The following is a 26366-nucleotide window of genomic DNA, read 5'->3' as shown; positions in this document are numbered from 1 at the left end:
GGTATTCATTTTTCTATCAAGGTGATTTTAATGATCATACTTTAGAATCAGAAAGGATGGGATTAAAGGTTGACAAAAAAGAGCGTAACGAATATAAAAAAAATGTTTTCTCTCAACTTTGTGATGAAAACCATAGCGAAACATTTAATGTCGATTCAGGCATATTTGAGGAATTCAAGGTAAATTGAAAAAATTGTCCCCTTCTAGTTATCACCTGACACCGGATTAATGTCGGTGTTTTTTATCTTGAGTTGTAGGATAGCCATAGGATGTGCTGTATCCGGATAGTTTTTCGTTGTGGGGATGGATTTAAATTTGAATACGAGATGCAGAGCCAAGTGATGAGAAAAAGTGATTAGGGGACAAAAAAGAAACCCGCCATGGGCGGGTGAAGGATTGCAACACTAACCAGGAGGAGGTGTTACCAAGTAGACCCTGCTTCTTCGGTAATAGTTCAATTTTGTTGAAGTTTTTTCGTTTTCTTAGCGGGGTTTCCATCGGGATCTGTGGGGGCAGATGGGTTATCATTCTGCTCCCGTCATCCGGTTGCAGAGGATCTATGCCCGCGTTCTCCTGGTTAGCGCTCTTTTTCGGCGCCTTCTATTTTGTCTACGGCGCTTACTTGCCGTTCTGGTCGCTCTGGCTGGAGGGAGTGGGCGTCAGCGCCGAGATGATTGGTCTTTTGCTGGGGGCGGGGATGGCGATCCGCTTTGCCGGCAACCTGATGGTGATGGGGCAGATCAAGGGGGCGGGCCATCTGCTGCCGGTTACTCGATTGCTCAGCCTGCTCAGCCTGCTCGCCTTCCTTGGCTTCTATCTCAGCCATCACCTCTGGTGGCTGGTCGGACTTACTCTGATTGCCAACTTTATCTACCCGACCCTGATGCCGGTGGGTGAGGCGCTGGCAACCCGCATGGTGGTGCAGGCGCATATCGACTACGGCAAGGTGCGGCTGTGCGGTTCGTTTGCCTTTATCGTTGCCTCTACCCTGGTGGGGGCGTTGGTGGGCAACTTCGGGAGCGACTGGATTTTGCACACCATGGTGGCGGGGCTGGTGCTGATGCTGCTGCTCAGTTGGCTGCCACTTAGTCCCGCGCCACAGGATGTGCAGGGGGAGCGCGCCAAGGCATCCTTGCTGGCGACCCTGCGCAGCGCGTCGGTGCGCCGCTTCCTGTTGCTGACCGCTCTGCTGCAGGGAAGCCACGCTGCCTATTACGGTTTCAGCGCCATCTACTGGAAGGCGCAAGGGTATAGCGGCACCATCATCGGTTACCTCTGGGCGATCGGGGTGGTGGCCGAGATCTGCATGTTTGCCGCCGACAAGCGCTTTCTGCAACGATTCGGGGCGCAGAGCCTCTTTATCGCCGGAGCCATCGGTTGTGTGGTGCGCTGGGTATTGCTGGGGGCTTCGACCGAGCTGTGGGTACTGGTGCTGGGGCAGCTGCTCCACGCGGTCACTTTCGGGGTGAGCCATCTCGGGGCGGTGCGCTTCATGACCCGCCAGCTACCGGCCGAGCAGTTGATCCCGACCCAGTCCCTCTACGCAGCGCTGGGTCTTGGCATGACGGTGGCAGCTCTGATGGCACTCTGCGGCGTGCTGTTCGAGCCACTTGGCGGCGGCATCTTCTTCCTGATGGTGCTGGTGGTCTTGCCGGTGTTCTTCCTGCGGCTGCGCCCCTTTGCGCCCTCTGCGCAGGAGAGGGCTCCAGCCTGATATCTGTTTATCTGAACCATCACCTGGAAAAGGGAGAGCCACGGCTCTCCCTTTTTCGTTGCTGCGGTTCGCGGTGTTACTGTGGTTCGCCAAGATAGTAGCGGCTGAGGCGGCGCCAGGTGTCCGAGCCGATGGTGCCGGCAAGCAGTTCATTGGAGGCGGCATCAAAGCGACCATCCGGCAGCCAGTCCAGTTGGGGCAGCAGTCGGGCCAGCGTCACGTCATTGTGTTGCAGCTCCCGCTCCAGCGCCTCCCAGAAGGCGCTCCCCTTGACGTAAAAAAGCGGGTAGTAGGAGCGATCGCCAGCCATCACCTCGCGAGCTGCCCGATAGAGGCCGCTCTCACTATGAGGCAGCTGTTTGCCCCGCTCGGCCAGCTCGTTGACCGCCGTGACCTGATGCAGCCGAAAGCGGCGCAGCGCCTTGATGGCGAGGTACTCGGCGAGGCTCTCGTTGACCCAAGTGGGTTGTGGAGCCGAGTGGCGAGCGCTGAGTATATGTACTGCCTCGTGGGCCGAAGTGCGCAGCAGGCGCAGGGGGGCCTGAGGGGTCGGCTTGCCATTCATGGTGGGGTAATTGGCGACAAATATCTGATCCCCGGCGGCGCCGCCGAGGGAGCGGGTCGCCACATCCCGCCCGAGCCACACCAGTTGCCACGGGTGAGTGGGCGGATCCACATCGAGCTGGAAGGCCAGATAGTCGATGATCTCATTCAGTTGCTGCTGCAAGGCCGGAAGATCGAGCTGATTCGCAGCCTCGTCATGGCTCAGCACCAAGCGCGGGTCAGGCTTGGTGACGGGCACAGTTTGCAGACCAAATGGCAGGATCAGCGGCGGCTGGTTGATATCCGGCAACGGTTGGCAACTGCCATCCGGCAGACACACCTTTCCTTGGCGGCTCCCCTGCTGGCGCACAAAGTTACCCCACTCGGTCAATAGCCACTGGTCAGAGGCAAACAGCAACGACTGTTGGGCCGAGGCATCCGCTCCCAGTGCCGGAGCCGCAGTGAGAGTGATCTGCCAGCCAACCTCTTTGCAGGAGAAGAGCTGGTTGAGGGCAACCGGCTGGTTGTCTGCAAGGCAGACCAGTGCGGGGGAAGCCGACGCGGCACTGCTCGGCAACTGGCGGGCGGGGAGCAGGGTAAAAGGGGGCTCGCCCTGCATAGTAAGGCGCACTTGCAGCACATTGGCGCTGGCGCCCTGTTCGACAAGGTAGCGGGGGCCGCTCGCGTTATCGCTGGCGCAGGCCCACAGCGGCAGCAGCCACAGGGCAAACAGGGTGATATGACGACTCATAAGGGGTTAGCGCTCCTGCTCGTAGCCCAGCAGATCGCCGGGCTGGCACTGGAGCTCGCGGCAGATGGCCTCCAGAGTGGAGAAGCGCACCGCCTTGGCGTGGCCATTCTTGAGGATCGAGAGGTTGGCTTCGGTGATGTCGATGCGCTGCGCCAGTTCGCGAGCGGTCATTTTGCGTTCGGCCAGCAGAGCATCGAGCCGGATGATGATGGGCATGGGATCCTCACACCGTCAGTTGCTGTTCATCGGCCAGCAGTTTGGCCTCGCGCATGACCAGTGCCAGCGCCAGCACGATAAGTCCCGCCAGCAGTACCCGGAAATCGGAGGTACTCAGAGCTATGGTACCGAGTACTTCCGGGCCTCTCATGGTGAGCACCGTATCCAGCAAGGGGGGATGGATCAGGTCGACCACGAAGAGCGCACAGAGCAGCAGCCCGATCTGCCGGTAGCGGCGGATCTGTTCGAAGGTGAAGAGCAGGCCATGGCGGTAGCCACGAAACAGCTGACGCAGTTGCCAGAGCATCATCATGAAGACCAGATCAGGCAACAACTGCACCAGGGTGCCGAGCAGCCGGGTGGAGAAGTGCAGCGGATAGTCTGCAGGGTTGATGCCGGGACGGCTCAGGATGGTGTTGAGCTTCTCCTGCAGCAAATCGGCGCCACCGAAGGGGGTCCACACCTCCAGCAAGGTGATCAAAGGGGTAGCCAGCAGTGCCAGCAGCAGCAGCCATTCGATCAGCATGCTCGAGCGTTCGAGTTTGTTGGATATCATCTCATTCCTCGCCGTGATGGTTTTTGTCTGAAAGGTAAAGTTTATCGTTTATCAATATTCATAGCGGCAATGTTTATTGTTTTGCGATATACAGTCAAGGCAAAACTTATTGAAAAACGATAATTCCAATCTGTCTGAAGGTGATGACTTTTATCGGCCACCTCTCTAGACTGGCCGAACCTGCATGCAAATTATCAACATGGACAAGGGGTTGCAGATGCACCAGGGATGGTTGCTGATCGGATTGTCGCTCTCCTATCTGGGGCTGCTGTTTCTGATTGCCTTCGTGGCGGACAAGTACAAGCGGCATCGCATGAAGGGGCAGCCCCTGCTCTACAGCCTGTCGCTGGCGGTCTACTGCACCTCCTGGACCTTCTTCGGCACCGTGGGCCAGGCGAGTGAATCGCCCTGGTCGCCGGTGCCTATCTACCTCGGCCCCATGCTGGTTTTTCTGTTTGGCTGGCGACTGCTGGCGCGCCTCATTCTGGTGGCCAAGCGGGAACATATCACCTCCATTGCCGACTTCATCGCTGCCCGTTACGGCAAATCCCAGCGCCTCGCCATGCTCATCGCCCTTATCGCTATCATGGGGATCCTTCCCTACCTGGTGTTGCAGCTCAAAGCGATCGTGACCGGGCTCGATCTGCTGATGGTCAACAGCGCAGGGACGGGGCACGCCAGCGCCATATCGGGCAATACCGCCGAACTGGCGCTCGGGGTCGCCATGCTGCTGGCGCTGTTCAGCATCCTGTTTGGCACCCGCCATCTCGATGCCACCGAGCACCACAGAGGGATGGTGGTAGCCATCGCCTTCGAGTCGGTAGTGAAGCTGCTCGCCTTTATCTCGGTGGGGGGCTTTGCCCTCTGGCTCATCCTGAGCAAGCCGAGCCCGGCACGCAGCGAGGTGGCGGGGCACTTTTTCGATGCGGTGATGGCGGTGACGCCCGGCAGTCTGCTGGAGCTGGCCATCTATACGGTACTGGCGATGTGCGCGGTTATCTGTCTGCCACGTCAGTTCCATGTGACAGTGGTGGAGAACAATCAGGGGCAGGATCTGCACTGGGCGCGCTGGATCTTCCCGCTCTACCTGTTCGTGATGGGGCTCTTCATCTGGCCGCTGGCACTGGCGGGCAAGCAGTGGGTGGGGGCGGACATGGCCTCCGACACCTATGTGATCAGCCTGCCGATGGCCCTTGGCTTTGACGGGGTCGCCATGCTCGCCTTCCTTGGCGGTACCTCGGCGGCCACCGGCATGGTGATCGTCTGCACCATCGCGCTGGCCATCATGGTGAGCAACGATCTGGTGCTGCCGGTGCTGCTGCGCCGTTTCTGGCGCCAGGGGCGCGACGAGCGGCTGGTGCGGTTGCTGCTGCAGGTGCGCCGCGGCGCCATCCTGCTGATCCTGCTGGCGGCCTGGTTGCTCTACCTCTGGCTTGGCGATCTCACCAGCTTGTCGCGCATCGGCTATCTCTCATTTGGCGCGGTGGCCCAGTTTGCGCCGGCCCTGCTGCTCGGTCTCTATTGGCGGCACGGCAACCGCAAGGGGGTTTATCTTGGCCTGATCCTCGGCGTAAGTCTCTGGTTTGTCACCCTGCTGGCGGAGAGTGGTTTGCTGGCCGGCTCGCCGCTGGAGGCGTTGCTGGCGCCACCCGACTGGCCCGCTTTTCGCGATCTCAGCCTCGGGGCCTGGTGCATCTTCCTGAGCCTGCTCTTCAACCTGCTTGGCTATGTGGCGGGCTCGCTGCTCTCCCGCCCGGCGGTGAGCGAGCGGTTGCAGGCGGCCAACTTCGTCGGCAAGCCGAGCCGCGATACCACGGCGCTCTATCAAGCGCGGGTCTCGGTGAAGGAGCTGGAGATGCTGGCGGCCCGTTTCGTCGGGTCGAGCCGGGTCAAGCGTGCTTTTGGCCGCTTTGCCGGTGAGCATGGTGGCACGCTGGCGCCGCAGATGCAGGCGTCGGCCGAGCTGATTGCTCACACCGAGCGGCTGCTGGCAGGGGTGTTTGGCACCTCGTCGGCACGGCTGGTGCTTGCCTCTGCCCTGCAAGGGCGCAACATGCAGCTCGAGGAGATCGCCACCATAGTGGACGAGGCATCCGACGTGTTTCGCTTCAACCGCGGGCTGCTGCAAGGGGCGATCGAGCATATCGGGCAGGGGATTTCGGTGGTGGATCGGGAGCTCAAGCTGGTGGCGTGGAACCGGCGCTACATCGAGCTGTTCCACTATCCGCCCGGGCTTATCCAGGCGGGGCGCCCCATCGAGGAGATCATCCGCTACAACGCACAGCAGGGGCTGTGCGGCCCCGGCGATATCGAGGAGCATGTGGCGCGCCGGGTCGCTTTTATGAAACGGGGCAGTGCCCATATCTCGGCGCGGGAACGTCCCGATGGGCGGGTGATCGAGATGCAGGGCAATCCCATGCCGGCAGGCGGTTTTGTCATGACCTTTACCGATATCACGCCATTCCGTGATGCCGAGCGGGTGCTGCGCGAAGCGAACGAACATCTGGAGGCGCGGGTCGCCGAGCGTACCCGCGAGCTCTCCGAGCTCAACCGCCAGCTGCTGCTGGTCAACCAGCAGGTGGAGCGGGCCAATCAATCCAAGAGCCGTTTTCTGGCTGCGGTCAGCCACGATCTGACCCAACCCCTCAATGCGGCCAAGCTCTTTACCTCCTCCCTGCTGGAGATGCTGCCTGCCGAAGAGGAGCCAGCCCGGATCGCCCGCCATATCGACGATGCGCTGGGGGCGACCGAGGATCTCATCAGCGATCTGCTCGATATCTCGCGCCTTGAGGCGGGCAAGTTCAAGGCCAAGAAACTCGACTTCGCTCTGCACGATCTGTTCGACAACCTGAAGGCGGAGTTCGGGGTACTGGCACAGGCGGGGGGGATCCACTTCTCGGTGGTGGAGAGCAAGCTGGCGGTGCACAGCGATGTGCGGCTGCTGCGGCGGGTGCTGCAGAACTTCCTCACCAACGCGTTTCGCTACAACCCGGGCGGTCGGGTGTTGCTCGGCTGTCGCAGGCTGGGGAGCAAGATCCGCATCGAAGTGTGGGACAACGGCCCCGGCATTCCGCAAGACAAGCAGGAGGCGATCTTCGATGAGTTCTCCCGCCTCGATCACTCCCGCACCGCCAAGGAGCAAGGTCTGGGTCTGGGGCTCGCCATTGCCCGCGGCATCTCGCTGGTGTTGGGTCACCAGCTCACATTGCAGAGCTGGCCGGGCAAGGGATCGGTCTTTGCGGTGACACTCAATCTGGCCACCCGGCCGGTCACGGCCCATCAGCTGGCGGCGCCAGTGGTGCGTGACAGCCAGCTGGAGGGGGTCAGAGTGCTCTGCATCGACAACGAACGGGATATTCTGATCGCCATGAGCACCCTGCTCGGACGTTGGGGCTGCGAGGTGCGCTGCGCCGTTGATCTGGTCGATGCCGAGGCGCTGGTGGCAGAAGGGTTTGTGCCGCGATTGGTGCTCTCGGACTATCACCTCGACGACGGCAAGACCGGGCTGGAGGCCATTGCCGCGCTGCAGCAGGCGTGTGGTGACGAGCTGGGGGGCATCATCATCAGCGCCGATCGCAAGAGCGAGTTGCAGGCGCAGATCCGCGAGCGGGGATACGGCTACATCAGCAAGCCGGTCAAACCGCTCAAGCTGCGCGCCTTGATGAACAGCTTGTTGTTGCCGGTGCAGTGAGCCAGCTCACAAAATTAATCAAATGCTCGAGGGAGGGGAGTGGCGCGAAAGGGGAAGGATAGAGGCTGATGTCAGAATAATCCTCACCATATCGAGCCAGTTCCCCTGAAACGAGTCCCATCACCTGTCATTTTTACTAGGTAGCACTTCGCAAATCGCCCCCCTATAGTCGGTGTGCGATTTTTCTTGTCGCGAATGAAGTGTGTTAAGGGCAAACCGGTCGAAAGGCCGGGACGCAAAGCTTCCGGTCTAAGGGTCAGCAGTACCTAAGATAGCGGGGCCACCACAGGTTGTTGCGCTCCTTTTGCCAAGGAGGAGCACTGCTGTCTGCGTTACCTGTCAGGCGCGTCGCCCTTTTCGTTGCAAACAATAACGAAATAGGGAAATACAACAAATGCCAAGTCCAAAACCAACCATGCTGGCCCTTGCGGTCGGTCTTTTCTGTACCTCTGCCGCCTATGCGGCTGCGCCCGGTAAACCCACTATCGGCTGGGGCCCCACCAAGTTCGCCATTGTCGAAGTCGATCAGGCGGCAACCTCCTACAACAATCTGGTCAAAGTGAAAGATGCCGCCGATGTGGAGGTGAGCTGGAACCTCTGGAGCGGTGACGTTGGCCAGACCGCCAAGGTGCTGCTCGATGGCAAGGAGGTGTGGTCAGGCCCCGCCGCCGCGGCAGGCACCGCCAAATTCAAGGTGAACAAGGGGGGCCGCTACCAGATGCAGGTGGCCCTATGCAATGCCGATGGCTGCACTCTCTCCGACAAGAAGGAGATAGTGGTCGCCGATACCGACGGCAGCCACCTGGCGCCGCTCAAGGCTGCGCTGCAGGAGAACAACAAGCCCTACGCCAACAAGTCCGGCAAGGTGGTCGGCACCTACTACGTGGAGTGGGGCGTCTACGGGCGCAAGTTCACCGTGGACAAGATCCCGGCCCAGAACCTGACTCACATCCTCTACGGCTTTACCCCCATCTGCGGCGGGGATGGCATCAATGACAGCCTCAAGGAGATCGAGAACGGCAACAGCTTCCAGGCACTGCAGAGAGCCTGTGCCGGCCGGGCCGACTTCAAGGTGGCGATCCACGATCCCTGGGCTGCCGTCCAGATGCCGCAAAGCGGCCTGACCGCCTATGACGAGCCCTACAAGGGCAACTTCGGCGCCCTGATGGCGCTCAAGCAGGCCTACCCCGACCTCAAGATCCTCCCCTCTGTCGGCGGCTGGACCCTCTCCGATCCCTTCTACTTCCTCGGCGACAAGAGCAAGCGCGATACCTTCGTCGCCTCGGTCAAAGAGTTCCTGCAGACCTGGAAATTCTTCGATGGCGTGGACATCGACTGGGAGTATCCGGGCGGACAGGGCGCCAACCCGAAACTGGGCAGCCCGAGCGATGGCGCAACCTATGTGACCCTGATGAAGGAGCTGCGCGCCATGCTCGACGAGCTGGAATCGCAGACTGGTCGCAAGTATGAGCTCACCTCCGCTGTCGGCGCCGGTTACGACAAGATTGAAGATGTCGATTACCGCGCGGTCCAGCAGTACATGAGCCACATCTTCATGATGACCTATGACTACAACGGCGCCTGGAGCAATACCGAGCTGGGTCACCAGACCAACCTCTACGCGGCGAGCTGGGATCCCAACACCAAGTACACCACCGACAAAGCGGTCAACCTGATGCTGGCGCAAGGGGTTGACCCCGGCAAGCTGGTGGTCGGTGCCGCCATGTATGGCCGTGGCTGGACTGGCGTGAGCGGCTATCAGGGCAACAACCCCTTCACCGGCAAGGCGACCGGCAAGGTGAAAGGCACCTGGGAGGATGGCGTGGTCGATTACCGTGACATCGTCAACAACCGCATGGGCAGCGGCTGGGAGAAGAGCTACGACGATGTGGCCGAGGCTCCCTATCTGTTCAAGGCTTCGACCGGCGATCTCATCACCTATGACAACGACCGCTCGGTCAAGGCCAAGGGGCAGTATGTGCTGGCCAACAAGCTGGGTGGCCTCTTCTCCTGGGAGATCGATGCCGACAACGGCGACATCCTCAATGCCATGCACGAGGGATTGGGTCACGGCGAGGGAACCACTCCGCCAGCCAACAAGCCGCCGGTGGCCAACGCGGGCAGCGATCTGAGTGTCACCGGCCCGACCGAGGTGACGCTGAACGGCTCCGCGTCTCACGACCCGGAAAATGGCGCTCTCACCTATAGCTGGAAGCAGGTCTCTGGCCCACAGGCTGCTCTGCTGGATGCCACTCAGGCCAAGGCCCGTGTGGTGCTGGACGCCGTGTCCGCCGACATCAATCTGGTGTTCGAGCTGGCAGTGACCGACGACCACAACCTCACCGCCCGCGATCAGGTAGTGGTCACCAACAAGGCGCCGCAGCCCAACCTGCCGCCACTGGTGAGCCTGCCGGCTACCGCTTCCGTGGAGTCCGGCAAGCAGGTGACCCTCAAGGCGACCGCATCTGACCCGAACGGTGATCCGCTCACCTATCAGTGGACTGTACCGGCCGGCCTCACCGCCAGCGGTCAGAACAGTGCCACCCTGGTCGTCACCGGCCCGAACGTCACCAGCGATACCGCCTATGACCTGAGCCTCACCGTCTCCGACGGTGCGCTGGATGCCAGTGCCGCCACCCGTCTGACGGTCAAGCCGGTCAGCGGCGGTGGCGGTTGCTCGGCCACCGATCCGGATGCCGCCAACTGGCCTGCCTGGCAGGCGAGCAAGGTCTACAACGGCGGTGACAAGGTGAGCCACAACCAGCTGGTGTGGCAGGCCAAGTACTGGACTCAGGGCAACGAACCGAGCCGCACTGCCGATCAGTGGACGCTGTTGAGCAAGGTGCAACTGGGGTGGGATGCCAATGTCGCCTACAACAGCGGTGACCTGACCAACCACAACGGTCGCCAGTGGAAGGCCCAGTACTGGACCCGTGGTGATGAGCCCGGCAAGGCTGCGGTCTGGCAGGATGTCGGCGCCGCCAGCTGCAAGTAATACCTCCCGATTGATGACAGGGGCATGGCGACATGCCCCTCCTTCCCGGTAGCCATCAACACGAGAAAATAAATGACTACATACATGACCCCGATAGCCGGCCTCATTATGGCGACGCTGGCGGCAGCCCCTTTGTCTGCTGGCAGCGCGCCCCTGATATTCAATGACACGACACCGCAAAGTGATCTGGCGGGCAGCCTGGCTGCCAGAGTGCAGTTTGCCCAGAGCCAGATCCTGCCGTCCCATCCCAAGGAGGGGGATCGCCAACCCATCCTGACCAGCCTGCGCAAGAGCCTGCTGCTGGTGCAACCGCTCCAGGCAGATGGGGTGACTCCCATGGCTGTGGAGGCCCGCGACGGCCGCGGCAAGCTGCTTGGCACCCTGACCTTGTCACCGCCATCGGCACTGCCCGAGACGGTCTACCACCTCGCGGGGGTTCCCGAAGGTGGGGTGAGCTTCGTCCCGGAGAGCGGCAGCACTGCCGTCATCAGCAGCAGTGCTGATTTGGCCAAACTGAGCGACAAGAGCGGCGCCTTCCTCAAGGAGCGGCTGACCGGTCGCGCGCTGGTGGAGATCCAGACCGCTGACGGCCGCTGGGTTCGGGATATCTACCTGCCCGTGAGCCCGGAGCTGGAGGGCAAGATGGTGCGCTTGCGCTCCAGCGCCGGCTACAACTCGACGATCTTCTATGGCGAGCGGCAGGTGACGATCTCCCGTGGCCAGACCCTGCAGTTCAAGTTTGCCAAGGGGCAGTGGTTCCGCGAGGGGGAGCTGGAGAATAACCGCATCACCTATGCCCCGGATACCTGGAGCGGTGAGCTGCCCGCCGAGTGGATCCAGCCCGGGCTGAACCTCTCCATTCGTCAGGGCAATCTCACGGGTGAACTGCGTGACATCAGGGTCGGCGCCCCCGGCGAGCTGCTGCTGCACACCATTGACATCGGCATGCTCACCACGCCACGGGATCGCTTTGCCTTTGCCAATGACAAGGAGGCCCATCGCGAATACTTCCAGACCATCCCGGCCAGCCGGTTGATCGTCAGTCAGTATGCGCCGCTCTCCCTGCCTGAGGTGATGCTGCCCAATGGCACCTTGCTGACCGATTTTGACCCGAGCGAAGGGGGTTGGCATGGCGGCACCATGCGTCAGCGTATCGGCAAGGAGCTCATCTCCCACGGTATCGACAATGCCAACTACGGCATCAACAGTAGTGCCGGTGAAGGGGAGGGAAGCCATCCCTTTGTGGTGGCCCAGCTGACGGCGCACAACAGCCGCGGTAAGTATGCCAATGGGGTTCAGGTGCACGGAGGTTCCGGTGGCGGTGGCATCGTCACGCTGGATAGCTCCCTTGGCAACGAGTTCAGCCACGAAGTGGGCCATAACTTCGGCCTTGGCCACTATGTGGATGGTTTCCGTGGCTCGGTTCATCGCAGTGCCGATCAGCTCAACTCCAGCTGGGGCTGGGACAGTGACAAACACCGTTTCATCCCCAACTTCTCGCCGACCCGCACCAATGAGGATGCCTGTCTGGATGACCAGTGCCAGCCACCGTTCGATGGACGCAAGTTTGGCTACGATGCGATGGCGGGCGGCAGCCCCCTCTCCGGCGCCAACCGTTTCACCCTCTATACCCCCAATTCGGCCGCCATCATCCAGCGTTTTCTGGAGAGCAAGGCGGTGTTCGATGCCAACTCGGCCACCGGCTTTAGCAAGTGGAACAGTGCGACGGCCAGGATGGAGCCCTATCAGCACACGGTCGAGGGGATCGAGAAGGTCGATGCCCCCATGGATGCCCTGAGCGAGGCCGGACTGAGTGCCCTGCTGGCGGATTATGACTTGGTCAGGGTCGCCATGTGGGATGGTCGCTGGACCCGTGATATCCGGGTGCCGGTTGCCTCTGCGGACAACCGTGGGCGCAGTCTGACCATCGATCACGGGGCCGGTTACAACAGTCGCCTCTTTATCAACGGCAAGGAGATTCTGGTGAACCGGGGCTTCAAGAAGAGCTTCACCTCGGATGGCCAGAGCTGGGTGGAGGTCTCCCCCATCGATACCAAGGTTGCGCGCAAACCCGAGCAGTTCGGGGTGCCGGTGACCACCCTGGTGGGTTATTACGACCCGCAGGGTAGTCTGCCCAGCTACATCTATCCGGCTCTGCACGGCGCCTACGGCTTCACCTACCCGGATGACAGCAGCACCCTGTCCGGCAGTGACTGCCAGTTGCAGGTGGAGACCCGCGATGGTCTGCAGCGCTTCAGATTGGCCAATCACCGGGCGGCCAGCAGCGTCATGAACAAGTTCCACATCAACCTGCCCACCGCCAGCGAGCCCGGCCGCGCCACCATCCAGTGCCGTGGTCAGACACTGGTACAGCAGAGCTTGTTGCCACCGCAGCAGACCCTCTCCTTTACCGTCAACGGGCGGCCGCTGGAGCAGGGCGTGGTTGAGAACCAGCCTCCGGTGGTGACCGTACCGGCGCAGCTCGGCGGCGTCGGCGGTGAGTGGCTGACCATCACTGCCGAGGTGAGCGATCCCGAGGGCGATGCGCTGAGCTACCGCTGGCACTTCCCGGCAGGCTGGCAGGCAGAAGGCGAGACCAGTGCCAACTTGCGTCTGTTACCGCCGGCTGTCACCACCAGCGAGCAGCATGAGCTGAGTGTGAGTGTCTCGGACGGGGTACACCAGAGCGAAGGGCGCGTAGTGCTTACGCTGGATCCCGTGGTCGACGGCTCTTGCAACACCACCGACCCGGAAGCGGCCAATGTTCCCGCATGGCAGGCCAGTAAGGTCTACAACGGCGGTGACAAGGTGAGCCACAACCAGCTGGTATGGCGTGCCAAGTACTGGACTCAGGGCAATGCGCCGAGCCGCAGTGCCGATCAGTGGGCGCTGGCGAGTCAGGTTGATCTGGGGTGGAGTGCCGCTGTTGCCTACAACGGCGGGGAGCTGACCAACCACAACGGCCGTCAGTGGCAGGCCAGGTGGTGGACTCAGGGTAACGAGCCGGGCAAGCACGGCGTCTGGCTGGATGTCGGGGCGGCAAGCTGCCGTTAAGCCGAGATCCCTATGATGGTGGTGGGGTCTTATGAGGCCCCACCTTTTCTGCTTAAAACCTAGACAGAGAGCAAACATAATGAAAAAAAATCGCATCACCCTTCTGCTTGCCGGCTTGATGCTGAGCGGCCACCTGTGGGCTGCCGAGGCATACGACATCAACAAATCCTACCCGGGCGGGAGCCAGGTCAATTACAACGGCCAGGTTTTCGAGGCCAAGTGGTGGGTCAACCCGGGTCAGACTCCGGGCATGGCGGCCGCCAACGAGTGGGATACCCCGTGGAAGCTGATCGGCGAAGGGGGGGTGACCCCGCCGGACAACGGCGGCGATGACAAGCCCAATCCGCCGACGCCAACCCCGCCGGATGGCAGCACTACCCCCGTCTATATGAGCCAGGCCGAGCTGGATGCCAAAGAGAAGGCGCTGACCGACTTCCCGGCGATGGAAGCGGTCAAGGCCTCCATCGCTACCCGTGACAATCTGGTGGTCGAGGCGGTGCAGCCGGGCCGTGCCGACAACCCGGGCAACGTCAAGCGGGTCGAAAGCCTGCTGAGCGAGAGCCAGTTCAACTACCTCTTCCCGCTGCGCGCCCCCGAGTACACCTATCGTGGCCTGCTGCAGGCTGCGGCCAAGTTCCCGGCCCTGTGCAGCGACTACAGCGATGGCCGCGATGCCGATGCCATCTGCCGCAAGACCCTGGCGACCATGTTCGCCCACTTCGCCCAGGAGACTGGCGGCCATGAAAACTGGCGCCCGGAAGCCGAGTGGCGTCAGGCGCTGGTCTACGTGCGCGAGATGGGATGGAATGAGACCATGCGCGGTGGTTACAACGCCGAGTGCCGTCCCGATGTGTGGCAGGGTCAGCAGTGGCCGTGCGGTACGTTCGACAATGGCGAGTTCAAGAGCTACTTTGGCCGCGGCGCCAAGCAGCTCTCCTACAACTACAACTACGGCCCCTTCTCCGAGGCGATGTTCGGTACGGTTCGCACCCTGCTCGACCGCCCCGATCTGGTGGCCGACACCTGGCTGAACCTGGCCAGTGCGGTGTTCTTCTATACCTATCCGCAGCCGCCTAAGCCCTCCATGCTGCACGTCATTGATGGCACCTGGCAGCCGAATGACCATGACAAGCAGAACGGTCTGGTGCCGGGCTTCGGGGTCACCACCCAGATCATCAATGGTGGGGTGGAGTGCGGTGGCCCGGTCGAGCACGCCCAGTCCCAGAACCGCATCAACTACTACCGCGAGTTTGCCAACTACCTCGGGGTGGCGGTGCCATCCGATGAGGTACTGGGTTGCAAGAACATGAAGGTGTTTGACGACAAGGGCGCCGGTGCCCTGCCCATCTACTGGGAGCAGGACTGGAGCTATGTGGCAGAGAACCCCAACGGCGGCAAGAGTTACGCGTGCAAGCTGGTGGGTTACCAGACCCGTTTCAGCGCCTTCAAGGAGGGGGATTACAGCCGCTGCGTTCAGCACTTCTATCCGGAGGTGGTGATTGAGGATAACGGCGGTGGCACCAACCTGCCGCCGGTGGCCAATATCACTGGCCCGGCGCAGGCCGAAGGCGGCAGCAAGGTGACCCTCTCCGGCCAGCACTCCAGCGATCCGGAAGGCAAGCCGCTCTCCTATGCCTGGACTATTCCGGCAGGTGCCTCTGCCCCGGCACTGGATCAGGTCACTTTGGAGTTGACTTTGCCCAAGCCGGCCAGCGATACCAAGCTGGACATCAAACTGACGGTCACAGATGAAGGTAATCTGAGCCGCAGCACCACCCATAGCCTGCTGGTGAAAGGAGAGGAGGGGGGCGTAACGCCGCCTGACTATCCGGCCTATAAAGAGGGGACTCCCTACAAGGCGGGCGAGCGGGTCAGCAACGGCGGTGCCAGTTACGAGTGCAAACCGCACCCCTACACCGGCTGGTGTGCCGGTGCCGCCTGGGCTTATGAGCCGGGCAAGGGCACGGCCTGGGCCGATGCCTGGATCAAGTTGTGATCCGGCATTAAGCCGAAGCAATAAAAGATGGGGCCTGCGGGCCCCATTCTTGTTTGGTGGAGTTCAGGTTTGGCCGTGGAACATCTGGCCCGGACAGGACAGCGCCTCGAGAGGGCTGTGTGATGATGTGTGTTGTAGTTTTATTACGTTTTCCGTGAAAGGCTTTCAGCAATTACTTGCCGTAGCGGAAGTAGTATTCACGGGTGGACGGAGCGTAGGTATCTTTCTCGACTACACCGCTTTTTCTGGTTGCACCGCGCAGGTGGAACAGAACTGCCAGATTCTCGAACATGGTTTCACCTCATATCTCTGTTGGTTTGTTGCTTTGTGTGACCTGGGTCACGGTTTGATCCTATGGCTATTTGTGAGCCAGATCAACTTTGCATGTTGTAAATTTACATAAATCATGGAAAGGGTTTTCAAATTCAATCCTCTTTATGGAAAGGCTTTCGTGAACCGCCCCCTGCTGAGCGCTTCGGCCTTGCCATCTCGTAGAGCGGCCTCTCCTGCAGTCATGATTGGGTGAGTGACGGCCGAGGCTGTGGTGTTGCGACCAGCACGCCAAAGCGCTGGTTAAACAGCGGGATTGCGGGCATTTAGTCGATAAAAACAACGACTTGCTGCAATTTTGATTAAACGCGCCAATCGGGGTGATTTTAGGGTTGACACTGAAGCGGGTGATGCCTATCATGCGCCTCCGTTGCCGGAGATAACTTCGTCAGCGCCGAGGTGAGTTGGGGTTATAGCTCAGCTGGGAGAGCGCTTGCATGGCATGCAAGAGGTCCGCGGTTCGATCCCGCGTAGCTCCACCAAATTCTCCTCGAACAATCTGGAATCAAAGGGGTTATAGCTCAGCTGGGAGAGCGCTTGCATGGCATGCAAGAGGTCCGCGGTTCGATCCCGCGTAGCTCCACCAGGTTCCTGATTGAAATGAAGTACCCAGGGCAGTGCGGTGTGTATCACCCAGGCCGACCTTTGTGGGGTTATAGCTCAGCTGGGAGAGCGCTTGCATGGCATGCAAGAGGTCCGCGGTTCGATCCCGCGTAGCTCCACCATTATTGAGGATGAATGGCCGCCAGAACCATTCATTCAGTGCCGAATTTGGGGTTATAGCTCAGCTGGGAGAGCGCTTGCATGGCATGCAAGAGGTCCGCGGTTCGATCCCGCGTAGCTCCACCAAATTCAGAGTGACTGGAAGTCATTCACACACATCGGGGTTATAGCTCAGCTGGGAGAGCGCTTGCATGGCATGCAAGAGGTCCGCGGTTCGATCCCGCGTAGCTCCACCATCTTTCGTAAAGAAAGTAGAAAAGGCCACCGCATTGCGGTGGCCTTTTTGTTTTCTCAGGTATTTATTTTCCCCATACTTTCCAGCCTTTCATTTGCAAATCAAATGGCCAAAACAGCAAAGCCCGCGGGTATCGCGGGCTTTTGGCTACTTTCAAGCGGGTTGCCGGTTAGCGCCGACGGCGCCAGGCCAGCGGCAGCAGGGCCAGCAGGCCGAGCCCCAGTGCACCACCGCCACTGGAGCCGTGGTCCGGTTTGCCGGCATTACCCTTCATTTTCAGATCGACGATGATGGGGTCGTGGTCGGAGGCGCTGAACGGATTGTCCGATTTCAGCAGGGTGCCGGTGTACTGGTTGCCGTACTCGAACAGGTTGCTCTCGAAGGAGTTGATGTGCCAGTCGGCCACATTCACCACCTTGCTGGCCAGCGCCGGATTGGCAAGGGCATAGTCGAGGGTACCGAGTTCGCTGTCATAGCTGTAGGAGATGGCTTTCTCCTTGTTGAACTTGACGTTGAGATCGATCAGGCCATAGCTGCGAGTCACCTCGCGACCGAGCTGTTCATAGGACTGGTCACCGATAAAGGTATGGGAGGCCGAAACAATCTTGCGCTCGCTGGCAGCAGGGTTGTAATCGGTCAGCACCCGGATTGGATCTTCCTTGGCGTAGGAGTTGAAGTCACCCACCAGCAGCACCTGTCCCGGCAGCTTGCTGACGGCTTCACCCAGCACCTTGGCCGCGCTCACGCGGAACTCGGTACACTTGCCCTGCAGGTCGGCCGGCTCGGTCTTGCCATCGCCGTTTTCATAGCAGCCCGAGCCCTTGGACTTGAGGTGGTTGACCACCAGCGTCAGCGGATTTTTGCTGCCCGCGACGGTAAAGCTCTGCACCAGTGAATCGCGCTGGCCGGCGGTTTTGGCCACGCCACCCGTGGTATAGCGCTGCTCTGGCATGCGGATGACGTTTGCCTCGCTGGCCGGGGTGAGCAGGGCCGGGCGATAGATCATGGCCACCATGATGGCGTCGCCACCGAAGAATTTGTCGCTGGTGAGGAAGCTCGCCGGCAGCCGGACATAGGCGTAGTGCTTGCTCGCATCCTTCTGCTGCTCGTTGAGACGGGTCACCAGATTGTTGATGGCAGAGTTGTCGCCAAAGCCGTTGTTCTCCATCTCCATCAGGCCGAGCAGATCGGCATCCATCTCGGTGATGGCGTTGACGATCTTGGTGCGCTGCTTCTCGAAGTCGGCCTGGCTCTTGGCGCCGCGGTTGCACCCTTTGGCGTTGTCGGCATCCGCCTGATCTTTGCACAGCACGTTGAGCGCGCCGCCAATGCTGGAGTGGCTGGTGAAGTAGTTGAGCACGTTGAAGCTGCCGATCCGCAGATTGCTGCCACGGGCCCGGGCGGGGGCCGGCTGGCGGTCATCTTCCGGTGTACGCAGCAGGGCGCCGGCGCTCAGGGTGACATCGTTCGGTACCACCAGACGGAAGGCATCCTTGTTGTAGACGATGACCCCCTCCAGCCCGGTCAGTTGATCACCGATACGCAGATAGCCCTGATCGGCATCCCAGCCCGGGAACCAGGGCAGTACGCCATCCGGCGCCTTGTAATCAGACTCGACCACCAGCCGGTTGCTGCCATTTTTGGCGGCCAGAGCGACCGCTGCCGGACTGCTGGCAACATGGATCTGGGTCGGCTTGAGCAGTGGCGCCTTGTGGGAGAGCTCGACGTTGTTGCGATAAACCTTGTAGTCGAAACCGTAGTTGCGGGTCAGGTGGAGATCGCTGCTGCTGTCGAGCCGTACCCGCATCCCTTCGTGGCGATTGAGCGCCTGCGCCAGCGTCTCCCCTTCATTGACCTGCAATACGCTGGTTGGCACCGTCAGCCCCTGCGCTGTGACCTGCAGGCGGGCCTTGTTGGCCTCGAAGGTGGGTTTGAGCTGGGTGCCGCCGTAGTACTCCTCGACCCTGGCTTCGAGGCAAACTTCTGCCCCCGGTTTGAGGGTCGGGTAGTTGGCCGCAAGTTTGCTGTCATTGAGATAGACGAAGATGCCATCCGAGGTGGCCGGGTTGCCATCTCCCGCCGGATCAGTCAGATAGAAGCCTTTGGTCAGGCTCTGGCCGAGGGTGGTGACGACACCGCGTACCATGAAGGTACCCGGACTGATTTTTCCCGTAATGTTGCCGTTTTTATCGGTCACCGTGTCGGTAGCAAATGGGCTCCCTGATCCTGTTCCCTGAATGGTCGGGATCGGGGTGAGTTGCGCCGGATCTGCGGGGCAGACGAAGGCGGCGTGGGCGCCGGGGGCAGTGAGGGCCAGCCCCACGGCCAGCGACAGCAGGGTGCGAGTACCTTTCATAAGAGTTCCTTTTTTATTTTTGCCAGTGTTTCCATAGTCCTGGTCGTTGACCAAGGGCGCGCATTGTCACATTTCTGGCATGTCACACCAGTGAGCCAACGCACATTATAGGGATACAAATGAGCTCGCGTTGGTGTTTTTTGACTTGGCTAACACTTTGAAATTACTGACAAAATACTTAACTGCTGTCGTGGTGGGAAAGTGTGATCCTGCTGGCAACCACATATTTTTCTCCGAGAATGAAGATTGAGACTCGGCTGCATGCTTTCTATACTCGGTTTGTTCCTCACGGAACCCAGGTAAAGGGCAAACCGGTTGAAATGCCGGGACGCAATACCTCCGGTCTTTCGATCAGATAATGATCCAGATAGCGGGGTTTCCCTGGGTGAAGAGGCAGTGTGCGGCAAGTCCATGGCCGGTAGTCTCCCTCCCTTCATGCAGGTTGCGCTTGTGCTTTGCCTTGGTCACCAATGCCAAGACAAAACAAGGAAGATAACAATATGCAACAGTTCCTGAGGCCCAGCCGGCTTGCCGTGCTGGTGGCCATCTCTGCCATGCCCGCCTGGGCGCAGGCAGCCTATCCTGCCTACAAGGCCGGTACCGCCTACAAAGCCGGTGACATCGTCAGCAATGCCGGCGCCCTCTATGAATGCAAAGAGTTCCCCTACTCGGGCTGGTGCGGGGCATCACCCTATCACTATGAACCCGGTGTCGGTGTGGTCTGGGCGGATGCCTGGAAGCTCTACGGCGGCGAAGTACCGCCACCGGCGCTCGGTGTGGCCGTCAGCTCGCCGGCTGCCGGTGCCAGCTTCAACGAAGGGGCCAGCGTGGCGCTGGCGGTGACCCTGAGTGGCCCGGTCACTGCGCTGGCCCGGGTGGAATACCTTATCGACGGCAAACTCGCGGCCACGGCCAGCGCCTCGCCCTGGGGCGCCAGCTGGAGTGCCGCAGGCGTTGGGGCTCACGCCCTGAAAGCGCGGGCGCTGGATAAGGATGGCAAGGTACTGAGCGAGGCGGATTCGAGCTTCAACGTTGCCGCCGTGGTAGCACCAGAGGCGCCCAAGGTGAGCATCAGCAGCCCGGCCAGTGGTGCCAAGGTAACGCTGGGTCGCAGCGTGGCGGTGAGCGGCAACGTCACTGATGCCAACAACGATGTGGCCAAAGTCGAGCTGTTTGTCGATGGCAAGAAGGTAGGGGAAGACAATGCCGCCCCCTGGCAGGTCAACTGGACGCCCGATGCCAAAGGCAGTGCCTCCCTCAAGCTGGTTGCCACTGACAAGAGCAATCTGGTAGGCGAGTCAGCGGCAGTGAGCGTCACTGTCGAGGAGGCCGCACTGCCGCCGTCCGGCGGCAACCTCTCCTGCGATATCCGCCAGATCTACCGCCCGGATGGCTACGAGTGCATGGGTGATGACCATGCTCGCCGGGTCATCGGCTACTTCACCTCCTGGCGCACCGGCAAGAATGGCCTGCCCGCCTATCTGGTGAGCGATATCCCCTGGAGCAAGATCACCCACATCAACTACGCCTTCGCAGCGGTGGACGAGCAGAGCCACACCATCAAGGTGGATGACTCGGCGACCAAGATGACCTGGGATGGCGTGCCGGGTGCCGAGATGGATCCGGAGTTCGCCTACAAGGGCCACTTCAACCTGCTGTCGAAGTTCAAGAAGCAGTATCCGGACGTGAAGACCCTGATCTCAGTCGGGGGCTGGGCCGATACGCGCGGCTTCTACACCGCCACCACCAAGGGCGATTGCTCGGTCAATACCGACGGCATCAATGCGCTTGCCAGCTCGGCGGTGAGCTTTATCCGTCAGTACGGTTTTGACGGGGTCGATATCGACTACGAATACCCCACCTCCATGAAGGATGCGGGCAACCCCAACGACTTCCCGCTCTCCAACCAGTGCCGCGGCAAGCTGTTTGCCAACTACAAGGTGATGATGCAAACCCTGCGCAGCAAGCTGGATACGGCGGGCAGCGAGGATGGCCGCAAGTACATGCTGACCATCGCCTCGCCGGCTTCGGCTTATCTGCTGCGCGGCATGGAGAACTTCCAGGTCACCCAGTACCTCGACTACGTCAACCTGATGACCTACGACTTCCACGGTGCCTGGAACCACTTTGTCGGTCACAACGCCGCCCTGTTTGACAATAAGGCGGATGCCGAACTTGCCCACTGGGGCGTTTATACCCAGAGCCAGTTTGGCGGTATCGGCTACCTCAACGCGGCCTGGTCTGCCCACTACTTCCGTGGCGCATTGGCGGCCGGCAAGATCAACGTGGGCGTGCCTTACTACACCCGTGGTTGGCAGGGGGTCAGCGGTGGCACTCACGGTCTGGGTGGCAAGGCAGCACTGCCGAGCCAGAGCGATTGTCAGCCGGGTACCGGTGGCGGCACTATTCCGTGCGGTAACGGTGCGGTCGGTATCGACAACATCTGGCACGATCTGGACAAGAACGGCAAGGAGATCGGCGGTGGCGCCGTCCCCATGTGGCATGCCAAGAACCTGGAGCACGCAGCCGATTTGGGGATCACCACCATGCCGAGCTACGGTCAGGCCTGGGGTCTGGATCCCAACAATCCGGCCCACGTGATGCAGGGCAAGTATGTCCGTTACTACGACGACAAGGCCCATGCCCCCTGGCTGTGGAACGAAGAGAAGAAGGTGTTTCTCTCCACCGAGGATGAGGAGTCCATGGGTCACAAGCTTGACTACATCGTCAATCGTGGTCTGGGTGGCGTGATGTTCTGGGAGATGGCGGGTGACTACGCCTACGATCCGGTGAAAAAAGAGTACGGCATGGGGGATACCCTGACCACGCTCGCCTACGACAAGTTCGCTAAGGCGACCAAGTACAACACCAAGCAGAACGATCTGGCGGCTCCGGCGGCCCAGCTCGACATCGCGGTGAGCCTCTCCGGTTTCAAGGAGGGTGATTCCAACTATCCGATCAACCCGACCCTGAAGCTCACCAACAACTCGACCCAGACCATTCCGGGCGGCGCCCGCATCGAGTTCCTGGTGCCTACCTCTACCTCTGACACCATCACCGATCAGAGCGGGATGGGGCTGAAAGTGGTGGAGAGCGGCGGCAACCAGAACTCCGACGGGATTGCCAACGAGAAGGATTTCCACAAGGTGGCTCTGACGCTGCCGACCTGGAAAGCATGGACGCCGGGTACCGATGTGGAAGTGGCGATGACCTACTATCTGCCGGCAGCCGGTGTGCCGAGTGGCATCCGCATCATCAGTGGCAGCCAGACCGCGGGTCTCAAGGCCGAGTTCCCGACCCTGCCGGAGGCCGTACTGGGTTCGGGCGGTGGTGAGGGCGGTGCGACCTGCAGCAGCCAGAACATCAATCCGGCAGCCTACAAGGCTTATCCGACCTGGCCGCAAGGGGATCATGCCAACGCAGGCGATCGCATCACCCACAACAAGGTGGTGTGGCAGGCCAACTGGTGGACCAGCAGTGAACCCAAGGTCACCGATGGCAGCTGGAAGTCTGTCTGCAGTTATTGATTTTTAAATCAAGGAGATAAGTGAGGCTTAGGCCTCACTTTTTTTATCTGCATGGTCGATCTGGTTGAAAATGCGTCTGCCTTTCCTGGCAGGCAGCCTCTATAATAGAAGTCGATTAATAATCAGATGGATGTCAGCATATGGCGAGTATATTGGATTCAGTTGATCAACGAACCCAGTTGGTAGGGGAAAACCGCCTGGAGTTGTTGATGTTCCGTCTCGGCACCCGCCAGATGTTTGCCATCAACGTCTTCAAGGTGCGAGAGGTGGTCAAGCTGCCGCACCTCAACAAGATGCCGGGCTCTCATCACAATATCAGCGGGGTAGCCAATATCCGCGGCACCTCGATCCCGGTGATCAATCTGCGCAGCGCCATCGGTATGCGTCCCATGCCGGTCGACAGCGAATCCAACCTCATCATCACCGAATACAACCGCACCATTCAGGGTTTTCTGGTGGGGCAGGTAGCCAACATCGTCAACATGACCTGGAAGGATATCCTGCCGCCGCCGCGCTCGGCCGGGCGCGCCAACTATCTCACCGCCATTACCCGCATCCCGGAAGACGGGGTGGATCAGATTGTCGAGATCATCGACGTGGAGAAGGTGCTGGCGGAGATCATTACCTACGACATCAGCATCTCCGAAGAGGTGCTGGATCGGGATATTCTGCCCGAGATGCATGGCCGCAAGGTGCTTATCGTCGATGACTCCAGCACTGCTCGCAATCAGGTGCGCGAGACGCTGGGGCAGCTGGGGCTCGAGGTTATCGAGTGTCAGGATGGCTTGCAGGCGCTGACCCTGCTCAAGGGGTGGTGCGATGCCGGCAAGAAGGTTACCAACGAGATCCTGTTGATGATCACCGATGCTGAGATGCCGGAGATGGATGGCTACCGCCTGACCCACGAAGTGCGCAGCGATCCGCGCATGGCCGATCTTTTCATTACTCTCAACACCTCCCTGAGCGGCAACTTCAACGAAGCTATGGTCAAGAAGGTGGGGTGTGACCGCTTTATCTCCAAATTCCAGCCCGACCTGCTGGTCGGCGTGGCGCAGGAGCGGCTGCGTCAGGTACTGGAAAAGTAACCAGCCACACCGCTTGCAATGAAAAACATCCCGCCTCGGCGGGATGTTTGCTTATCTGTCGTCGTATACATACAGCGATTGCCGAAGTGTCAGCGGTTCATCAACGGTTCCATGAAGCGGGCCACCTTATCGCGGATCTGCGGTTGCGCCGCCGGGGTGGGGTGAATGCCATCGTTCATCATAAGTTCAGGGCGCAGCGCAATATCATCCATGAAGAAGGGGAGCAGGGGCAGCTTGTTGGCCTCGGCGAGCTCCGGGAAGATCTGCTCGAACTGGCGCAGATAGCGGGCACCGTAGTTGCGGGGCAGCTGGATCTGGGTCAGCACGACCTGAATCTGCTTCTCTTTGGCAAGGGCAATCATGCTGGCCAGATTCTGGCGGGTGATGGCAGGGGCAAAGCCGCGCAGGCCATCGTTGCCCCCCAGTTCGATCAGCAGCCAGTTTGGCTGATGCTGCTCCAGCAGGGCGTGCAGACGTTCCAGCCCTCCCTGGGTGGTCTCACCGCTGACGCTGGCATTGATGAGGGTGTGCTCGCCCCCCTCGTTCTGCCATTTTTGTTCAAGCAGGGCTGGCCAGCTCTGCTTCTCCTGCATCTGATAACCGGCGCTCAGGCTGTCGCCGAGCACCAGCAGGGTTTGCGCCTGAGCGGATGAGAGCAGGCTGCCGAGGCCAACGAGCAAGACAAACAGAATTCGCACCATCAATTCAACTCCCGCTATGGATTGCCATCAAGGGATTGGGACAAAGGATATCGAGCATGAGTTCAACCCCCATTATTGTCGTCAAGGGCCTCGGCAAATCGGTCAGCCTCGGCCAAGAAAGCCTCACCATCCTTGAAGGGATCGATCTGCAAGTCAATAGCGGCGAGACGGTGGCACTGGTCGGCGCCTCCGGGTCAGGCAAGTCTACTCTGCTCGGATTGCTGGCCGGGCTCGATCTGCCGAGTCTTGGCTCCATCGAAATTCTCGGCAAGTCCCTCGGCGAGCTGGATGAGGAGGGGCGGGCCAGATTGCGCGCCGAGCAGATCGGCTTTGTCTTCCAGTCATTCCTGCTGCTCCCTACCATGACGGCGCTCGAGAACGTGATGCTTCCCGCCGAGCTGCGCGGTGAGCGGGATTGTGAGCCAAGAGCCCGTGAACTGCTGGCGGCGGTAGGGCTTGGCGAACGTCTGCACCATATGCCGCCACGCCTCTCCGGTGGCGAGCAGCAGCGGGTGGCCATCGCCCGCGCCTTCATGACCCGCCCCAGCCTGCTGCTGGCGGACGAACCGACCGGCAACCTCGACAGCAAGACCGGTGACAAGGTGATCGAGCTGCTGTTTGAACTCAACCGCAAGCACGGCACCACTCTGGTGGTGGTGACCCATGACCGTGAACTGGCCAGCCGGTGCCAGCGTCAGCTGGTGATGACTGCAGGCAGGCTGGAGCGCGAGGTGAGTCATGCTGTGGTGTAACGCAAAAGGCTGGCGAGTGAGCGGAGGTGGTCAGGGATGATGCAGTGGCGATTGGGATGGCGACTGCTGCGCCGGGAAGGATGGAGCGGCGAGCTGCGCTGGTTTGTGCTGGCGCTGGCCCTGAGTGTGGCCTGTGTGCTCAGCGTGGCGCTGGTGGCAGATCGGCTGGAGGCGGGGCTCAAGGCATCGGGACGCGACTTTATCGGGGCGGATCGGGTGCTGCGCACCGCCACTGCGGTTCCGGATGGCTGGTTGCTGCAGGCACAAAAAGATGGTCTGGCGTTGCAGACCACGGTCAGTTTCAACAGCATGCTGTTTCACGGCGATGCGCTGCAGCTCGCCTCAATCCGGGCGGTGCCCGACGCTTTTCCCTTCTACGGCAAGCTGGAGCTGACCCCGGCACGGACTCCTGCCCCCGGTGAAATCTGGCTCTCCGCCCGGGTAATGCAGTTGCTGACGGCCAAGGTGGGGGATGAGCTGGAGGTGGGCAATACGGTGCTCAAGGTGGCAGGTCTGCTTGGCGAGGAGCCCGATCAGGGCTTCAGCCCCTTCCTGCTGGCGCCGCGGGCGCTGATCCACAGTGCCGACATCGAGGCGACCGGCGCCCTGCTGCCGGGCAGTCGTCAGCAGTGGCGCTATCTCTTCAAAGGGTCGCGAGAGGCGCTTGCCCGCTATGAACGCTGGCTGGTTCCTCAGCTGCAGGCGGGGCAGAAGTGGATCACCCCCGATGACAGTGAATCCCAGGTGGGCCGCTCGCTGGTCAATGCCGAGCGCTTCTTCAGGCTGGCGTCACTCTGCGGCGTGTTGCTGGGCGCGCTGGCGATGGGTATAGCGGTACGTCACTTTGCCGAGCGCCAGACCAATATGGTGGCCCTGCTCAAGACGTTGGGGGCATCGCGCACCAGTCTGTGGCAACTGATGAGTGGGCTGTTGCTGTCGCTGACCCTGATCGGCGCCCTGCTGGGGCTGGTGGCGGGCACCATCATGCAGTGGTTCACCCTGCAACTGCTGGGCGAGTTGCTGCCCCCGGATCTGCCGCCCCCCTCCTGGCGCCCCTTTGCTCTGGGTGTGGCGGTTGCCCTCTTTATCACCCTGCTGCTTGCCTTTATCCCCTTCCTGCGGCTGTTGAAAGTGCCGCCGC

The 26366-nt window shown here is 60.7% G+C and carries 14 protein-coding genes, 5 tRNA genes, 1 pseudogene and 2 riboswitches; of the genes and pseudogenes, 15 read left to right on the top strand and 5 right to left on the bottom strand.

What is annotated here, in order from left to right:
* Window positions 1-188: hypothetical protein (locus AACS24_RS20060; protein ID WP_181364241.1), on the top strand; the 188-nt coding region annotated here is incomplete at its 5' end.
* 371 nt (window positions 189-559) lie between these two features.
* Window positions 560-1714, top strand: coding sequence for a 3-phenylpropionate MFS transporter (locus AACS24_RS20055; RefSeq protein WP_108571779.1), 1155 nt, complete (start codon window positions 560-562; stop codon window positions 1712-1714).
* 76 nt (window positions 1715-1790) lie between these two features.
* On the opposite strand, the gene AACS24_RS20050 is transcribed toward AACS24_RS20055, so the two are convergent.
* Genes AACS24_RS20050 through AACS24_RS20040 form a run of 3 tightly spaced genes read right to left on the bottom strand, consistent with a single transcriptional unit; the run spans window position 1791 to window position 3780 of the window.
* Window positions 1791-3008 (bottom strand): hypothetical protein, encoded by a 1218-nt coding sequence (locus AACS24_RS20050; protein ID WP_108571778.1) that lies wholly within the window; start codon window positions 3006-3008, stop codon window positions 1791-1793.
* A gap of 6 nt (window positions 3009-3014) precedes the next feature.
* On the bottom strand, window positions 3015-3224 hold the full coding sequence (locus tag AACS24_RS20045; protein WP_033112641.1) for a helix-turn-helix domain-containing protein: 210 nt from the start codon (window positions 3222-3224) through the stop codon (window positions 3015-3017).
* Window positions 3225-3231: 7 nt separating this feature from the next.
* Window positions 3232-3780, bottom strand: coding sequence for a DUF2975 domain-containing protein (locus AACS24_RS20040; RefSeq protein ID WP_108571777.1), 549 nt, complete (start codon window positions 3778-3780; stop codon window positions 3232-3234).
* Window positions 3781-3997: 217 nt separating this feature from the next.
* Here AACS24_RS20040 and AACS24_RS20035 point away from each other — a divergent pair, with 217 nt between their 5' ends.
* The 9 genes from AACS24_RS20035 to AACS24_RS19995 all read left to right on the top strand — a co-directional run bounded on the left by AACS24_RS20035 (window position 3998) and on the right by AACS24_RS19995 (window position 16805).
* On the top strand, window positions 3998-7471 hold the full coding sequence (locus AACS24_RS20035; protein ID WP_108571784.1) for a hybrid sensor histidine kinase/response regulator: 3474 nt from the start codon (window positions 3998-4000) through the stop codon (window positions 7469-7471).
* A gap of 200 nt (window positions 7472-7671) precedes the next feature.
* Window positions 7672-7759, top strand: a riboswitch (cyclic di-GMP riboswitch).
* Window positions 7760-7865: 106 nt separating this feature from the next.
* Window positions 7866-10466: a glycosyl hydrolase family 18 protein gene (locus tag AACS24_RS20030; RefSeq protein WP_108571776.1), complete on the top strand. Its 2601-nt coding sequence runs from the start codon at window positions 7866-7868 to the stop codon at window positions 10464-10466.
* 72 nt (window positions 10467-10538) lie between these two features.
* Complete coding sequence (locus AACS24_RS20025; protein WP_108571775.1) at window positions 10539-13520, top strand: M66 family metalloprotease; 2982 nt, start codon at window positions 10539-10541, stop codon at window positions 13518-13520.
* Between the two features lie 79 nt (window positions 13521-13599).
* Entirely contained in the window at window positions 13600-15516 is a 1917-nt protein-coding gene (locus AACS24_RS20020) for a glycoside hydrolase family 19 protein (RefSeq protein WP_108571774.1), read from the top strand.
* A 736-nt stretch (window positions 15517-16252) separates the two neighbouring features.
* A tRNA-Ala gene (locus AACS24_RS20015) sits at window positions 16253-16328 on the top strand.
* 28 nt (window positions 16329-16356) lie between these two features.
* Window positions 16357-16432: transfer RNA gene (locus AACS24_RS20010), tRNA-Ala, on the top strand.
* A gap of 63 nt (window positions 16433-16495) precedes the next feature.
* Window positions 16496-16571 (top strand) — tRNA-Ala (locus AACS24_RS20005).
* 48 nt (window positions 16572-16619) lie between these two features.
* Window positions 16620-16695 (top strand) — tRNA-Ala (locus AACS24_RS20000).
* Between the two features lie 34 nt (window positions 16696-16729).
* Window positions 16730-16805: transfer RNA gene (locus AACS24_RS19995), tRNA-Ala, on the top strand.
* A gap of 168 nt (window positions 16806-16973) precedes the next feature.
* On the opposite strand, the gene AACS24_RS19990 is transcribed toward AACS24_RS19995, so the two are convergent.
* On the bottom strand, window positions 16974-19160 hold the full coding sequence (locus AACS24_RS19990) for an ExeM/NucH family extracellular endonuclease (RefSeq protein WP_108571773.1): 2187 nt from the start codon (window positions 19158-19160) through the stop codon (window positions 16974-16976).
* 295 nt (window positions 19161-19455) lie between these two features.
* Window positions 19456-19544: riboswitch (cyclic di-GMP riboswitch) on the top strand.
* A gap of 116 nt (window positions 19545-19660) precedes the next feature.
* Here AACS24_RS19990 and AACS24_RS19985 point away from each other — a divergent pair.
* Together AACS24_RS19985 and AACS24_RS19980 are read left to right on the top strand one after the other, a co-directional pair.
* The gene (locus AACS24_RS19985) at window positions 19661-22687 is read left to right on the top strand and encodes a glycosyl hydrolase family 18 protein (protein ID WP_181364240.1); all 3027 of its coding nucleotides are present in this window, start codon (window positions 19661-19663) and stop codon (window positions 22685-22687) included.
* Window positions 22688-22827: 140 nt separating this feature from the next.
* Window positions 22828-23772 (top strand): chemotaxis protein CheV, encoded by a 945-nt coding sequence (locus AACS24_RS19980; RefSeq protein ID WP_033112748.1) that lies wholly within the window; start codon window positions 22828-22830, stop codon window positions 23770-23772.
* Between the two features lie 89 nt (window positions 23773-23861).
* Here AACS24_RS19980 and AACS24_RS19975 read toward each other — a convergent pair whose 3' ends face one another.
* On the bottom strand, window positions 23862-24473 hold the full coding sequence (locus AACS24_RS19975; RefSeq protein ID WP_108571772.1) for an arylesterase: 612 nt from the start codon (window positions 24471-24473) through the stop codon (window positions 23862-23864).
* Between the two features lie 56 nt (window positions 24474-24529).
* Between AACS24_RS19975 and AACS24_RS19970 the strand changes: the two genes are divergently transcribed.
* Complete coding sequence (locus AACS24_RS19970) at window positions 24530-25225, top strand: ABC transporter ATP-binding protein (RefSeq protein ID WP_108571771.1); 696 nt, start codon at window positions 24530-24532, stop codon at window positions 25223-25225.
* 36 nt (window positions 25226-25261) lie between these two features.
* A pseudogene (locus AACS24_RS22015) lies at window positions 25262-26366 on the top strand (ABC transporter permease); the annotation flags it as partial.

Source organism: Aeromonas sp. HMWF016, assembly GCF_963878195.1.
GTDB classification, from domain to species: Bacteria; Pseudomonadota; Gammaproteobacteria; order Enterobacterales; family Aeromonadaceae; genus Aeromonas; species Aeromonas lacus.
The sequence above is the reverse complement of the archived record's forward strand: the minus strand, read 5'-3'. Positions and strand labels throughout refer to the sequence as shown.